Below are 15,913 nucleotides of genomic sequence, written 5' to 3' on the forward strand. Positions count from 1 at the left end.
CCCCGCAACAAGGCTACCCCCTCGGATTTTCTTCTTCATGTATTTGATTCTCTCGATTACGCGTACCGCGTGATCATCCAGACCCCAATCAGGATGACGACAGCGCCGACGACCTGCATCGGCCGCAACAGGTATTCGTGTAACGCGGTGAACGACAACACCACGAGCATGGAAATCGCCACCATCGCCGGATACGCGACGCCTAGCGTTGTTTTGCGCAGCGCGATTGCGTAAAGGAGGAACCCGACACCGTAGGCACCTATGGCCGCCCCACGGGCGATCCATGGCAACACGCTCGATTCACCCAGTGCGATTCCCTTGAGCGCCGCAACGCGGAGCAATATGCTCGCGAGACCACCGAAAAAGCCACTTGCGACGACGATCAGCCCGTTCACCGCGCGGCCTCCGTCACTACTTCCACATCTGGTCGGTGACTGGCGTTTGTGCGGGTGTCATCGGATGCGCCCGTGTTCCCATCAAAAATCATATTGAAACGATTCGCGCCATGGAGCGCGATCAGCACGATGGCGGGAAAGACGACCGAAAAGTTTCGCGCCTCATCGCGGTAGCCGAAGAAGAAGAACAACACCAGCACCGGCAGGAATGCCGCAAAAAAATAGATACGGTATCGATGTGGCGTCGCGCGCCACGCCGAGCCGAAGAACACCGCAAGCGGGACAAGCATCAGCGGATTTTCGAGACTTGGCGTAAAGATGCCTTTGCCGATCAGGTTGTAGAACGACAGGTAAGACAAGGGATTAAGCCAGAATTTCAGGTTATCCCACACGTGAAATTCGACGAAACCACCTGCATTCGCGTCGTAGCCGCTCATGATGAAATGGCGCGTGCTCACGCAGATCACAAGCTGCAGCACCAGCCAACCGACTCGTTTCAATACCGGAACGTCGCGCTCGTGCAGGAAAAATAGCGCGAGCGGGACAAGGAAGAACGTTTCCTTGTTCAGGGAGAAGATGGAAACCATCAACGTGCATGCCAGCATCCGCTTCTTCAACAGGAAATAGCAGGCACCGAGTACGCCGAGCAGTTCGAAAAAGTCATAGTAGTAACCGCCCTGCTGAAACGTGAGCGGATAGACGAAGCCGAACGCCGCCAGAAAGCCAACGGATCGCCCGAAGTTCAGGCCGTGTAGTCTGGCGAGCTTGTAGACCAGCAACAGCGCGAACAGCGTCGACAACACGATCGCGATGTACGTCAGGTGATAGACGAGCGCCACGATCGGTGTCCAATATTCGTCCGGCACACTTGTGAAATAGGCGTTGTGCAGCGAATCATGTCGTTTGATCGATTTGAAAAGCTTTTCCTGCTTCTCCTGCCCAAGCCGCTCGGCTATCCATTTTGCGGCTCGCGGGAACGACGAGCGATAGACATACGGCTTCGGTGCCTCGCCGTTCATCATGCCGACGAGACTGTAGCTGGTTGCAAAATCCCCTTTCTGGTCGTCACGAAAGCCCCACTTCAGCAACATGCTGTTGGTGATGTTTCCCGCGCATACGAACAGCAGCACATAGACGATGGCGAAGCGGCAGAACACCAGCACGCGGTTTCGGTTTTTTTCGGTCATAGGAACTGTGCCGCTCACGGAGCTGGCAAGAAGTGAGCGGCCAGGACGATCACCACCATGATGCAAAGCATGCTGAAGCTACCGCGATTCTCGAGAATATGGACTATCGGATCGTCGTGCATCGTGCCACGCACTGTTGCGATCCATAGACGACCGAACAGGTAGATCAACCCGATCTGCACGAACCAGAGAAGGTGCGGAACCGTGTAACGAGCTACCGTTTCCGGGGCATTGATGAACAGACCAAATACGACCACCGCAGCAAGGGAAGCACCGATGCCAAACGGCCAAAGGACTTCGAGGTCACCTACTCGATAATCCCGACCAGCCGTTGCGCTTTTTTCACTCTGGCGCAAGAACACCAACTCGGAGCAACGTTTCACGAGCGCGAGGCTGAGAAAAGCAAACACGGAGAATGCAAGGAGCCATCGACTCACCATAATTTCCGCTGCAACTGCTCCGGCGACGATTCGGTACGTGTACAGCAATGACAGAACGACCACATCGAGTAGCACGATCGACTTCAAGCGCCAACTGTACGCGGTCGTCAGGAACAGATAGAGCACGAACATGCCTGTAAATTCGGCTGACACAGCCAACGCCAATGCAAACGCCAATGTCAGCAGTACCGCTGCGCACGCGATGCCCTGACTGATCGACAACACCGCGCTCGCAAACGGACGATTGCGCTTTCTTGGATGTCTGCGGTCACTGTCCAGATCCCAAAGATCGTTGCCGATGTAGGTTGCCGACGCGCCAAGCGACATTGACAAGAACGCCAGTGCGAGCACGCCGACTTTGTCGACATCAAGGAATGCAAAGGCCGTCAGCAATGGGACGAACAGCAGCAGGTTCTTTAGCCACTGGTGAACACGCAGGGCCTTGCACCATGTGGAGAACGTTGCACGTACATTCGTGAACTCGTGTTCGATGGGAACGTGGCTGCGAACATCGGCGGCGACATCACACGAAACGCCAGCAAGTATGGCACCTCTCGCGCCGGCCCAAATCGGCAAATCAACTTTGCTGTCACCCGCATACACGAAGTCGTCGCCGATCTGCTCGCGAATACAGGCCAGTTTCGCCTCCCCCTCGAGATTCGTGTCGCCACTGGTAGCGATGACACGATCGAACAAGCCGAGATGCGTGCTCACACGCTCGGCGATCGAACAATGTGCGGCAGTTGCAAGCACGATTTTTCGACCGCTCTCGCGTTCGCGGGTGAGGTAGTCGATGAGCGACTTCCGATATGGAATTGTTTCCGCTCGAAAATCCGCATGCTCTGCGACCTCGGCCTTGAAGGCGGCGCGGCCGCCCGCGAGCCAAAAAGGCAGGCGCAGTAGGTTTGCAGGCTTTCGCTTGACGACACGTATCACGGATTCCATCAAGGTATCCGAAGTTGTCAACGTGCCGTCAAGATCGACCACAAGTGGAAATTTCCTGGTCTCTCGCATTTCTTGTGATTCAACTTAAACGGGGTGCCATACTGCACATATTCGTCATTTCGCCAAAAATTCCCGCCCCCTCAAATACCCCGGAACCTCACAATCCAAAAAAAGTAGGCGTGCCACGGCCAAATCCAATAAGCACTTTCAATCCATTGGCGATACATAAAATGCCACAAATACATTAGCTGCTACGCCTTAACGTATTCTCCAATAGTAACAAATACCTCACCCGCGTCATTTTCCAGGATGACCGTAGCCCTGGCTTCCTCATCTGGAAAATTCTGAATGATTCGACTATCCCACAATCCCGCTATGAGTGCCGCTAGGTCCTTTGCATTATCGAACGAAATTCCTCGAAAAATATCCGTAATCTCCACCATATTTATCCACGGCTGCGCCTGCCGAGGACTCATCCCACTATTTCGATACTCTTTGTATCGCTCGCCATCAAACCAGTCCGAGGCTACGATAATGCCATCAAGCATAATCATCCGTGGCGCAAAAAATCGACCCATACAGAGCGTAAAATCTTGAGGCAATGAAACCTTCGCGAAAACTGCATGTACGAAGTCCAAAACAGAGAATTTTCCTCCGTTTGCTTTGACAAAAGCGTCGTATTTCCAATCTTCCACATTCATTTCACTTCCCCTTTGGAATTTCATTGGGTCTAGCCGGTCGAACTACACCTTTCCCCACAAAGACCGTGCCGTCCGGAGCCACGTTAATGGTCGTCTCTTTAACATTCGGACGCGGTATTCCCCCGTGATCTTGCCCGGAGCCACGATACTGCATCGAGGTTCCGTCGCCGTTATACGTGGTGTACTGTCCGTCAGGTCCAGGCCGCTCTATGATTGTATGGGGTAATCCCTCGGCTTCCTGCAAAGGGGCAGGTGGCTTGTTTCGTGATTTCCCATTCGTATTAGAATTACTGTTAGCATTTTCGGCGTTTCCGCTGTTCAACATCACGTTCCCGGGCCCATAGCCGGCCCCTCTCGACTGGACCGTCGGCCCGCCCGCCCCTTCGCCAACGAATACCAATCCCGGACTCGCCGTAGGCGGCTTACCGCCACCAAACCCACTAATCGCGTTCAGCCCGTTCGCTATACCCTGAAATATCAGATCAAGCGCTGTCGTTTTCTTCCGGGGCGTGCCTTGCCCACTGGCCTCTTCAAGCGTGTCCGTATCCGTGTGGTTCCACTGGTTGTACAGGTTCACATTCGAAGCAGTAGCCGCGCCCGCTGTTCCTCCGACCAGCCCACCCAACGCACCAATGAGCAAGTTCCCTGACACCTTTCCGGCAAGGGTCGAATCCGTCGCACCAGCCACCGCATTTGCGGCCTGCTTCGTCTGATCGGCTAGCAACGCCGCCAGTCCTGCTCCAGCTGCACCCTGCGCCGCGCTCCCGACTCCGCCGCCACCCAAGCCACCGATCAGCGCACCGCCTGCTATGTGCAGATAAAGTCGGTTAGTTCCGCCTTCGTCCCAAGAATCCGCTTCGGCTTGATAGGCGGCTTGCGCCGTCGTATCGCCTGCCAGCTTGGCCGCATCGGCAGCGTGTTGGGCTTCCTTCTGCTTCATATCCGCGTAAGCGCCGATGCCTTGCGCGACGACCTGTCCTGCAGCTTGCGCAGCGTTCATCGTATCGGCTTGCTTATCCAGCAGATTCTGCACGTCCGGTGTTTTCGAAACCGTTCCGTTCAGGTTCGACGTGTCGCGGTTCAGGTTTGCCACGTCTTGCGTCTGGCCCGCCGGGTTAGTGATATTGATCGTGCCCACGCTCACGCCGCTTCGTGTGGTCGCGTTTTCACTACCACTATCCGACTGCGAAATCATCGGCGTCACGCCACCTGCGCCGCTGACCGATCCCGGTCCGATCGACTTCCCGGTGACACCAACGCCTGCGCCCGCGCTAAAACCACTGCTATCCGCGTTGTAGGTCGAATGGTTTTCGATATCCCGATAGGTCAGCGTACCGGTCGTCAGCGTGTTTTTCGACGGATCGGCTGTGCTGGCGATCGCCGCGCCCGTCAGGTCCGTATTGCCCTTGACGTTTACATTGAACCCGCCCTCACCTGCCTGAATCCCGGCCTGTTCGTTCACGGCCGCGTAATTGCCGTTCGCGTTTCCGTGCGACGAACTGAAGCTGGCACTCCCCCCCATCGTGCTGACGCTGATGCCGCCGCCCGCGCTACTTTGATGCGCGCTACTGACGGTCGTGTCCTGCACGCTGCGCATGTTCAGATTGCCGCCCACGTCCGCAGTGACGGTGCGGCCCGATACGGTCGAGCCGATTACATTCGTATCACCACCGCTAACAAGCGTCACGCTATTCGAACCGGTTACGTGCGAGTTGTTCTGCATCACCGCATCGCTGTTGCCGTCACCATGTGCGCGCGACATGGCGGCCGACACCCCGATACCGTTCGTGCCGATCGACACGCCGACGCTAGCGCTCGATGACGAATTCGAACTGCGCGTCGAATCGGTGTTCGTCGTGTTCTGCACGTCAATCTGATTCTTCGCGGCCAACAGCACATCGTTGCCGGAAACGTTCGAACCGGCCACCGTGATATTGCCACTACCAGGCGCGCCGTTGCCGGTCGCAATCAGCGATGTAGTGCCGCCAGCGCTGACGCTCGATCCGCGTTGCGTAGCCTGGTTCTCCGACGTATCGAGTCTGCTATGACTCGATCCGACGCTGACTTGAACGCCGATACTCGGTGTACCACCGCCCGCAAGCGCACCGCCTGTCAAACCGGCCACACCCATTGCTGCATTACCTGCCGCTGCAATCGCATGCAGGGCCGTCGCCCGACCGTCGCCGCTTCCGCTCTTCGCTGCCTGCGCTTGTTGGTAAGCGCCGTTGATCGCATCGCCAATGCTACCCGACAAGCCGAGCGTGACGCCACTGCTACTGGTTGTCTCGCTATGGGTCCTGTTGCTGGTATCGGTTGCCGAATCGATCACGACATTCGACGCTATGCCGGTCAAATTCTTCCGGGCGATCAAGTCGCTACCTGTCACGTGCAACGTATCGCCAGCCTTGATAGTCAAATCGCCATTGAGCGAGCCCACCGTGCTCGCGTTGTTCGTGACAGAAGAAGCATGATCCGTATCTTTCTTCGTTTGCGTGCCAATACTCACGCTCAAGCCGCTGGTTCCAATACCCGAATGCGTTTCGTGATAGTAGCTGTCCTGCGTAACCGTATCCTTGGACGTGGTGATATTGACGTCGTTCGCCGCCGAGAGATTGACATCGTTCGTCCCTACCACCGTGCTACCTTGAACGGTCAGGTCACGGCCTGACTGAATGTTGACCGTATTACCCGACACGGTGCTGCCGACACCGACATTCGCCTGCGTATTCTGCATCGAATCGGTTTTCGTGCTGCTGACGAAGCTGCCGCGTTGGACCTGCACCGACTGGTACTTGTCGTGTTCCTCGCGGGCCTCGTTCACCGTGACGTTGCCCGTTGCAACGATGTTCGCCGCACCAGTACCGTTCTCAACACCGTTCGTCATGCCCGCCGTCAGCGACGAACCTGTCAGCGTGACGTTGCCTTTCGACACATCGGTGCTCGCCGCCCCGAGCGCCGCATTGCCGCCTGCCGTGAATTGCGTGCCAACAGCGTGCTCGTCGTAGTTGTGATCAACTTCCTTACGCGTCTTGCTGTCCGCCGCCACATTGTCGAGCTTCGCGGTATCCGTGACCGTCGTTGCCGTCAAATTCCCGCCTGCAAGCGCAGACAAGTCTTTTCCGGCGGATACAGTCGCGCCCTTCAGCGTCATGTCGTTGCCGCTTTGCATCCCCAAGCTGCCGCCTGCGGTGATGCCGTTCGTTACGTTCTTCGTCGTGGATTCTTCCCAATGATGCTGATCATTCAGATACATCGATTGGTTCGTCGTGGACTGAACCGTATCGACGTTGATATCCCGACCCGCCGTCACCAGTGCATCGCCGCCCGCCGACAAATTCGCGCCGTGAATGCTCAAATCGCGCGCGGCGTGAACGGACAGATCACCCGTTGCCGCAATCGTGCCTTGCTGGCCAATCAGACTCGTACTGACCTTGCTTGCGCCCGACGTGCCGGTTGCGCCAACTGTGTCGACCAACGTTGTATTGACAATATCGCGACCGGCCGACACTGCGACCCGATTGCCGGTAATCATCCCCGACGCATTCACGACATCATTGCTCGCCGAAACGACCGTCGTGCCGTTCGTGCCGCTGCTCGAAATCGCACCGCCACGATTCAAAATATCCGTCGCCGTCAGGACCGTTTTCGTTCCGCCCTTGATCACGCCGGAATTCGTTGCGCTACCCGTCGCATGAATTTCCACATCGTCCGCCGCGATCAACGCGCCAGTCGGTTGCAGGTCGTTCGCGTGTGTCTGCGCCATGTAGACGACAGGCGCCAGCACGTGCGTCGTGCTGCCGTTCGGCAACGTTACCGTCTGATCGACCAGCCATACGATATCGCTCGTCAGCGCATCCATCTGCGCGGCCGTCAGCGCCATCCCCGGCACCAGGCCGAACTCTTTTGCGTAGTTCGCCCCGTTCGTCATCAGCGCACGATATTCATCCTCGGCACTCGCGTAGCCCGGCAAGAACGTGCGCCCCGTCAGTTGCGTGATCTGATTGCGCACCATCTGCTGCTCGTACATCCCGTCACCCAAGCGCTTCTCGATACTCGCCGGATTCAGGTTCAACTGGCCGAGCATGTAGTCGCTCGAAATGAAGTTCGTATAGCTCGTCAGGCGTGGATCGGTCACGATCAGATACGGCTGGCCAGGTGCGTCGTGAATCGAATAAAGACCGCTCGTCGGCAACGTGATCGGCAGTGCGCCCGACGCATTCGCGACCGATTGCTGTGCGCCAACCGGTGTCGATGAGCCGCCTGCGGCTCCAACCGGCGTCAACTTGCCACCGGATACGCCCTCATTGGTCGAATTATTTCCAAGCGTGCCGCCGGTTGCGCCAGTCGAAGAATTCTGCGCGGCAACGTTCTGGTTGTTGACATCCTTTGCGTCGATGATCACCGACTGGTTGGCGATGATCGTGCCGCCCGTGCCGCCGATGGCAACCGGTGTATACACCTTCGAAGGCTGAACGATCGTGCCGCGATCCTGCGTCGTATCCTCGTTCCACGCGTACATCGATACGATGTTGTCGGTCTGATACTGATACAGCGTCCGCCCGACGTTGTTCACGACCGTGCCACCGTAGCTGCCTGAACCTGCACTGCCGGACACATCCGAATCGCCGATCTTGATCGACCCGCCCGCCGCAATCGAACTGTATTCGTTGTTGATCGTGCCGACGTTCTTCATCACGATGTTGTTGCCTGCCACGAGTTGCGCTTGCTGCGCCTGGCTTGCAATCTTGTCCTGCTGAACCGTGGTCGTCGTGTCGCGCCAGATTTCGACACGCTGATAGCCATTGTGGCCATCGCTACGCGTCGTGTATTCCGTATCCGGAACGTAGTTGACGTGCGGATCGTACGCATCCCAGTAGTTGACCGTCACCGTACCGTCCGCGTGGGTCGTCAGCGTGTTGTAGTAAATCGTCTGCTGCTTGCCGTTCACGTTCACGACCAATACCTTGTCGGTCGCGTTCGGTCCGGACGTTTCCGATACAACCTGCGAAGGGCTATAGGTGGAGGTGAGCGGCGTCTTGTAGCCGTTCACCCACATTGCCTGCGAGCACCCGCCGTTCGGGTCCGCATTCATCGTCGCGCACACGATGTACTTCTGACGCTTGGTTTCGTGTTTACTCGTCGTGCTCGTGGTTTCAGTGGTCACCACCGGAGCCGGACGCGTGTTCGTGAACGTACCAGCCGCGAGTTCGATACTGCCTTGTGCTTCGATCGTGGACTGATCGTTCAAGACATTTTGCGTACGGTTCGCGAGAAACCCGTCCGCGTCGCGCTGACCGTTCGCGGCGATATTGATGTCGCCAACGCTGAAGACATTCGCGCCGCCCGTGTTCGACAACTGGTTGGACGCGTACAAATTCACCCGTTCGGCTGCGGCGATCACCGCCGCTGCACCGGTATTGGTGATCGTGCTCGCATTAGCGGTCACTTCACGGCCGATGATCGTCGCGGTGTTGTTCAGCGTCGTGCTGTTGGTCGTAACCGTATCGCCTTCGATGCGACCTGCGTTATCGATCGTGCCGCCGTTGGCATTGATTGTCGTCGTGCCGGAATTCAGATCGGCGCCCGCTTGGTTCTCCACGGTCGCGGCATTCACCGTCAGCGCGCCGTTGGCATCCAGCACGCCTTGGTTCGTCAGCTTACCCGACGTGGAAAACGTGAGGTCGCCGTTTGCGTGCAGCTTGTTCGCCATGGTCTGCGTGTAGTCGCTACCGAGCGTCACCGCACCGTTTCGGCCTGCTACGATCGATCCGTCACCGCTCAACGCGCTCGCGGTCAACGTCAGGTCCTGATCGCTGCCGATAACGCCGTTCTGGTTGGCAAACGTGCCGGTCTGGATTGAAATACTGCCGCCGCTGCCTGCGTCGTTGCCGATTTTTCCGGACTTGTTGTCGATCGACGCCGTGTTCAACGACAGTGCGCCGTTTGCACGAATCGATCCGGCCTGATTCGACAACGCAGCGTTTGCCGCGCTCAGCTCGAGGTTGTTCGCGGCCGACAGCACGCCACTCGCATTATTCACGTTGTTTGTGACGTTCAAGGTCAGATCGTGGCCGGAAAGCGTCTGACCGCCTTGTGCATTCGTGAGCGTTTGGGTGGTCAGCGTAACATCGCCATTACCGCCGATCGTGCCCGCTCCCGCTTTGCCGGACGCGTTCGTGTTCGTGATCGATGCACCGCCGTCGATCGTCGTTGCACCGCTGCCGATATTCGCGATACGTCCGTCGCTGTTGTCGACGTTGCTCCCCGACAGCGCGAGCGTCGAATTCGTGCCGTTCGCTTCGATTTGCCCTGCGCTGTTGTTGATCGCGCCTTGTGCTCGCAGCGACAGATTCCCGTTCGCCTGAACAAGGCCGGCTGCATTCGTGATTGCGCCGTTCGACTGTACCGAAAGCGCTTGTCCAGCCAGCAGCGATCCGCTGGAATTGTCGACGCTGCCCGCCGACACGGAAACGGCTCCGTTGCCGCCAATCGTACCGCCCGCCGTATTCGTCAGCGCATTTGTCGTCCCAACCGACAGCGCGCTCGTGCCCACGTTTTTAAGCGAGCCGCCATCATTGGCGAGACTGTCGGCCGTCACGGAAACGCCGTTGTTCGCTTCGAGCGTGCCCGCACGGTTATCGACAGCGCCTTGAGCCTTCAGCGTAATGCTGTCCGCACCGATGTAGCAGCCCGCATGGTTATCGAGCGACTGCACATCGAGCGTCGCCTGTCGCTGCGCGGCGAGCGTACCTGCGCTATTCGATACGGCTGCAGCTTTCAGGCTCAACGCGCCATTGGTCGCGATCGTGCCGCTTTGGTTCGACAAAGCGCCGGTCGAAATCGACAGCGCACCGCTTCCGGCGTGAGTAATTTTCCCGTGGTCGTTGATCAGCGTCGCGGGCGTCAGGTTCAGGTCGGTGCTGTTGGTCTGAATAACGCCGTTGCTTGAATTATCAAGTGTGTTCGAGACGGCAACATTCATTGCGCCGGTCCCGGTTTGTGTAATGGTGCCGCCGTGGTTCGATAAATTCGTCGCCCCGAGCGACAACTGCGCTGCCTGTACCGAACCCGCATCGTTGCTCAGCGTCGCGGCATTCACGGTCGCGAACTGTCCGGCCGTGATGCTGCCCGAACCGTTCGTCAACTGCGCACCCGCTTTGATCACTGCGTTTTGCGCAGCCGACAACGTCCCGCTGCCGTTGTCGAGGGATTGCGTGTCGACATTCAGATTCGTTTGCGCACTGACCGCGCCACGGTTCACGACGCTGCCCGATTGAATCGCCACGCCGCCGTTGCCACCAATGACACCGCCTTGGGCGCCAAGTGCGGTCGTACCGGCAGCATTCGTCAGTTGCCCCGTCGTGGCAATGGACAGACCGTCCGAATTCAGCGACGTCACGCGACCTGCGCTGTTGTCCAGCGAGCTTGCCGAAATATTCATTCCGGCCGCGCTCTGGATCGTGCCCTGGTTGTTCGCGATTGCGCCGCCGCGCACCTGCATCGCACTTTCAGAAACCAGCGTGCCGCCCTGATTCGCGATTGAGCCGTTCGACTGCACGTTCTGCGGACCTTGCGCCGAGATCTTGCCGCTTTGATTCGAAATGCTGCCTGCGGTCAACGTTGCGTTGGCTTGGCTCGACAGCGTGCCGCGATCGTTGATCAACGCACCCGCTGCGTTCGCATTGAGCGCGCCCTGCGCACTCGTTGTCGCATTCGAGAGGTTCAAGTCCCCGGCGCTTGCGTTCAGCGACACGTTACCGTTCGCCCTCGTCTGGCTACCCGCGAGGCTCACGGCAGCACCTGAAATCGACGCGCTCCCGCCCGCAACGTTCTGCCCGGTCGCCGTCAATTGGCCGGTGCTCGACAGATTCAGATCGCCGCTTTTCCCGACGGAACCATCGCTATTGACACCTGCGCCCAGCATTCCCGTCGAATTGATGGTGCTCGCGTTGAGCGTCGTATTCTGTTGCGCTGCGAGCGTGCCGCTGTTCGACAACGTACCGGCTGCTGAAACGTTTGCACTCTGTTGCGCATACGTCGTGCCGCTGTTTTGAATACTATTTGCGGTTGCCGTGAGATTTCCGCTCGCAGTCGTCTTGCCCGTGAGTACGAGCTGGCCGTTGGATTGCAGCGTCAGGTCGCCCGCTTGTGCCGCGATCGTCCCGGCGTTCGCGACACCGACGCCGTTCTCGTTCGATATGAGAAAGACCCTGTTCGCGTACATGCCGCCGAGCTGGCTCACGTCGATTGCGATCGCCGGTGCCGCACCATCGCCAGAGATCGGCGTAGCCGCCAGCGTGTCGTGGTTGACTTGGTTCGCACCTGCGACGACGTTCAGATTCTTTGCGTAAATGGCTGCATTGGCCTGCACTGCACGCGAAATTAAGTCAACCTGATCGACATTCGATGCATTCAGGCCAGCACCGCTTACAGAAATCAGGCCGCGCGATACGTTGAATCCACCGAGCGAGCCGTCGGCACCGTAATACGGTGTGCCGGTCGTGAGAACGGCTTTCGACGTATTGATGAACCCGCCGCCGTCAACCTGAATACCGGCACTGTTCGACAGGATCACTTCGGCGCGATTGCCCGCGACCTCAACGTAACCTCGCAGTTGCGACGGCGCATTGCTGTTGACCTGGTTGACGATGATCCGCGCAGACTGGCCCGCACCGAAATTCGGGTTGCCGTTGATCATCCCCGCCTGTTGCGTGTTGACGATCGTCGGCGAGTTGTTCAGGATCGCGCCCGGCTTTTGTACGTCGAACTGGTTGTACGTGTTCACCGACACGCCAGCGCCTGACGGTGCGGCAATATTCACCTGCGGGATGCCGCTCTGCGTCTGAATGACATGAGTGCTCGTGCCCGGAGTCGGAGCGATTTGAGCGAAACTGAATAGCGGCACCCCAAACAGCAATGCAGCAGCCATCGCGATCGGCTGCCAAACGATCCGCAAGCGCGATAGCGCGCTCACGCCTTTGGAATTCCCGGCTGCATGCGGTGAACTACCGTTTTCCTGAACGACCATCATCGCGCCCCGCGCGCGATTGAACACAACCCGATAGCATTTCTTGTTCATTCTTCGTTGACGCGCACTGCGTTCCTGCTTGCAATCCGATTTGAATTCAGCGCCAATAGGACAGAACGTAATTCACTGTCTTGTCTTGAACGCGCTTGCAACGGATAGTCAGAACGACAGCGCCTCTCATGCGTGTCGCGATTGCGAGACGGCGCTCGCAGTGGGTCTCCTCTTATCCGCTGCGCGATCCTAGCAGAAGCAATCCCCGCACACTGTCAGAAATGATTAACGCGACACGAGGAGCATTGGCCTTCCCTGCTCCTGCAGGCGGAGATATTAAAAAATGCTGAAGAATTAATATTTTTATAATGTTTTCAGATTGTTAATTCTGAGGTGGGATGCAACTTTATTGGGATAGGTGCGACGCGGTTTTAGACACAGTGCCAATCGACCGAGCGCAGCTGAATGCTCCTGATATTGTTAGCCGAACCATTGCGAGATAAGCGGAGATCGCTCCGCGAAACTCGCTTGTCGACAATATATAAAAATCAAGATGGAAAATATGCGCTATCGAGCGCCGAAACCTGCAACGCTGGCCGCATCACTTCGACAACGTCGCCCGCACCGTATATTCGCCTTCCAGCCCGCCCTGCTCGGGCCGCACGAAATACCGCGACGAATCCAGATCGGCCGGCAGCGGCTCGACCGGATAACCGTGCTTTTCCCACGCATCGAGCCCGCCCTTCAGCGCGCGGATGTTGTGGATCATCTTCTTGCGCTGCATCTTCGCGATGAGCCGCTTCGCGGTGGCCTCGTTCGGGCACACGCAATAGACGACGATCGGCCGCTTCAACACTTCGGGGTCGAGCAGGTCCGGCGAATCGAGATCGACCGGCACCGCGCCGGCAATCCGGTACGGCTCGCGTTCGCGAATCGCCTTCGGCCGCGCGTCGAAGATCAGCGGCGGCTCGTCGGACGTCATCATTTCGACGAGCTGCGGCGGCGAGATGCGCACCTGCGCGAGATAGCGGCGGAACTGCACGCGGCGCACCCAGCGGTACAGCAGGAACGTGATGAAGATCGCGAGGAACGCGTCGAGGATCGTGCCGCCGCTCGCGCGCACCCACAGCACGAACTGGACAATCTGGTCGTGAATGGCCGCGCCGCCGATCAGCCAGAACGCCGCCCACAGCGACGCGCCGGCCAGATCCCAGAACAGGAACACACCGATGCCGATCGCGGTCGTGCCGAGCAGCGGCGCCGATACGAGGCCGAGGCCCGGCAGGAATTTCGACAGCACGAGCAGCGGCGCACCATACCTTTCGAATACGTTACGTGCGAAACGCAGCGTCGTGTCGAGCGACAGCGAGAAGCGCACGAGGCCGTTCAGCAGGCGCCGGCCACGCGTGCGGCCCATGAAGAACCACAGCGAATCGGCCAGCATCGTCGCGCCGATCGCCGCCGCGAACATGCTGACCCAGGACGCCTGCCCCATCGCCGCCATCGTGCCGCCGAGAATCAGCATCGGCACGGCCGGCACCGGCACGCCGAGCTGCGTGATCAACACGCTCGCGAACACGGCCCACGGGCCGAGCGACGATGGAATTGCGATGGGAAAGTGCCACACGGCGGCGCTCCTGGAAGACATGCGGGCCGCGCGACAGGGCCGTCGGTACGGCGGCGCAACGGCCGCCGCGGCATGTCCGCGACCAACCGGTGCATCCTGCGCATTCTAAACGGGTTTGGCCTCGGCCGCGCGGAACACGGGCCGTCCGCACGGGCTTTGCGCCCGGCGTGACGCGACCGTGACGGTCACACGTCCGGGCGCTGCGCGAGTTGCGCGACATGTTCCGCGTAGTCGGGAAACTCGGCCGCGAGCGCGGCCGCGTCCGCCAGCTCGAATTCCGAGAATTCGAACCCCGGCGCCACCGTGCAGCCAACGAGCGCGACGTGCTCCGGCGACGCGCAGCGCGCGCCGAACCAGCTGCCGGCCGGCACGACCGCCTGGAACACGGTGCCCGGATGCGTGAGCGGGTTGCCGAGCCGGTGGATCGTCAGCCCGTCGCGCGCGTCGAGCACCCACACTTCGATCGGATCGCCTGCGTAGAAATGCCAGACCTCGTCGGAGCGGATGCGATGCCACGACGAATACGCGCCGTCGCACAGCAGGTAGTAGATCGCGGTCGACGCGGCACGTGGCGCGCCGTCGGCCGGACGCACGACCGAATCGGTCGCGCGGTAGGTTTCACGGAAATAGCCGCCTTCGGGATGCGGCTGCAGGTCGAACTGGCGAATCAGGTCGGTCGCGGAAATCGGCATGGCGGATGACGTCGGTAAGGGTGAAAACCGGCATCCGGCGGGGTTGCACGACCCTCATTCTTGCGATCGCGTGCCGCCGGATGTCCCTGCGTCGATCGCCGCGGCCATGCGCGCGGCGAACAAGCGGACACCGGCCGATGCTGCCAGAACTGCGTGCCGGGAGGCAACCGCCGACGTGCAATCACGCACCGTCGAACGTACCGGTGGCACGGCGCAGTACGCCGATCACGCCCATGTGCGGTCAAGCACGCGGCGCCCTGCGGCCCGCCAATGCGCGGGGCAGGCAGCGTCGACCGCCGCACCGCGTCGCTTATGCGGCCGCCGGCGTCCCGCCCTCGGCGTGCCGCACCAGCAGCACGGGCCGGTCGGCCGCGCGCAGCAACGATTCCGCTACGCTGCCGAGCAACAGCCTGCGCAGGCCGTGCCGCCCGCTGGTGCCCATCACGACCAGATCGGCGTCGGCTTCGGCCGCCGTGCGCATCAGCACCGTCGCGATGTCCTCGCCGTACGCGTCGAGCGCGCGCACCGTGCCCCGCACATGCTGCTGCGCGAGCGCGGCTTTCGCGTCGTCGAGCACCGGCGTCGCGGCATCGTTCGCGGCGACGTCGCCGTCGCGCTCGGCTGCGAAGCCGGCGTCGACGTCGACGAGCTGCGGCCGATGTTCGACGACGTACGCACACGTCACTTCGCCGCCGGACGCGGCCGCGATCCGGATCGCCTCGTTCAGCGCGAGACGCGCGCTCGGGCTGCCATCGAGCCCGACGAAAATCCGCTTGTACATGGTCCGTCCCTCCGACCGGGCGTGCGTCGCGCGTTGCGCAACCACGGCCCGTTACCGCGAGCCGGCCCGGCGCCGGCTTGCCTGCCGAACAGTCTGCCCCACGTGCCGACGCGTGCGTTGACGCGC

The 15,913-nt window shown here is 59.7% G+C and carries 8 protein-coding genes; all 8 read right to left on the minus strand.

Annotation, left to right across the window (positions count from 1 at the left end; all coding sequences use genetic code 11):
- Nucleotides 1-56 precede the first annotated feature (56 nt).
- The 8 genes from KR541_RS26970 to KR541_RS27005 all read right to left on the minus strand — a co-directional run bounded on the left by KR541_RS26970 (nt 57) and on the right by KR541_RS27005 (nt 15,787).
- On the minus strand, nt 57-395 hold the full coding sequence (locus KR541_RS26970; RefSeq protein ID WP_050011046.1) for a hypothetical protein: 339 nt from the start codon (nt 393-395) through the stop codon (nt 57-59).
- Nucleotides 392-1,582, minus strand: a complete 1,191-nt coding sequence (locus tag KR541_RS26975) for a hypothetical protein (protein ID WP_150123283.1) — start codon at nt 1,580-1,582, stop codon at nt 392-394. The genes KR541_RS26970 and KR541_RS26975 overlap by 4 nt, the downstream gene beginning before the upstream one ends.
- 14 nt (nt 1,583-1,596) lie before the next feature.
- Nucleotides 1,597-3,036 carry a UbiA family prenyltransferase gene (locus KR541_RS26980; RefSeq protein ID WP_050011044.1) on the minus strand — a complete coding sequence of 480 codons (1,440 nt, stop codon included), beginning with the start codon at nt 3,034-3,036 and terminating at the stop codon, nt 1,597-1,599.
- Between the two features lie 182 nt (nt 3,037-3,218).
- Nucleotides 3,219-3,668 carry a hypothetical protein gene (locus KR541_RS26985; protein ID WP_143328900.1) on the minus strand — a complete coding sequence of 150 codons (450 nt, stop codon included), beginning with the start codon at nt 3,666-3,668 and terminating at the stop codon, nt 3,219-3,221.
- A gap of 1 nt (nt 3,669) precedes the next feature.
- Nucleotides 3,670-12,747, minus strand: coding sequence for a two-partner secretion domain-containing protein (locus KR541_RS26990; protein ID WP_216089914.1), 9,078 nt, complete (start codon nt 12,745-12,747; stop codon nt 3,670-3,672).
- A gap of 541 nt (nt 12,748-13,288) precedes the next feature.
- Nucleotides 13,289-14,314: a DedA family protein/thiosulfate sulfurtransferase GlpE gene (locus KR541_RS26995; protein WP_050011042.1), complete on the minus strand. Its 1,026-nt coding sequence runs from the start codon at nt 14,312-14,314 to the stop codon at nt 13,289-13,291.
- A 185-nt stretch (nt 14,315-14,499) separates the two neighbouring features.
- Complete coding sequence (locus KR541_RS27000; RefSeq protein ID WP_050011041.1) at nt 14,500-15,006, minus strand: cupin domain-containing protein; 507 nt, start codon at nt 15,004-15,006, stop codon at nt 14,500-14,502.
- A 310-nt stretch (nt 15,007-15,316) separates the two neighbouring features.
- On the minus strand, nt 15,317-15,787 hold the full coding sequence (locus KR541_RS27005; protein ID WP_176016895.1) for a universal stress protein: 471 nt from the start codon (nt 15,785-15,787) through the stop codon (nt 15,317-15,319).
- Between the last annotated feature and the right edge of the window lie 126 nt (nt 15,788-15,913).

It is taken from the genome of Burkholderia sola, from assembly GCF_905400185.1.
GTDB classification, from domain to species: Bacteria; Pseudomonadota; Gammaproteobacteria; order Burkholderiales; family Burkholderiaceae; genus Burkholderia; species Burkholderia sola.

Bases quoted from the DNA above. Each gene is read 5' to 3' on its own strand.
- KR541_RS26975 (WP_150123283.1), bottom strand. From the start codon at position 1,582: ATGACCGAAAAAAACCGAAACCGCGTGCTGGTGTTCTGCCGCTTCGCC.
- KR541_RS26980 (WP_050011044.1), bottom strand. From the start codon at position 3,036: ATGCGAGAGACCAGGAAATTTCCACTTGTGGTCGATCTTGACGGCACG.
- KR541_RS26985 (WP_143328900.1), bottom strand. From the start codon at position 3,668: ATGAATGTGGAAGATTGGAAATACGACGCTTTTGTCAAAGCAAACGGA.
- KR541_RS26990 (WP_216089914.1), bottom strand. From the start codon at position 12,747: ATGAACAAGAAATGCTATCGGGTTGTGTTCAATCGCGCGCGGGGCGCG.
- KR541_RS27000 (WP_050011041.1), bottom strand. From the start codon at position 15,006: ATGCCGATTTCCGCGACCGACCTGATTCGCCAGTTCGACCTGCAGCCG.
- KR541_RS27005 (WP_176016895.1), bottom strand. From the start codon at position 15,787: ATGTACAAGCGGATTTTCGTCGGGCTCGATGGCAGCCCGAGCGCGCGT.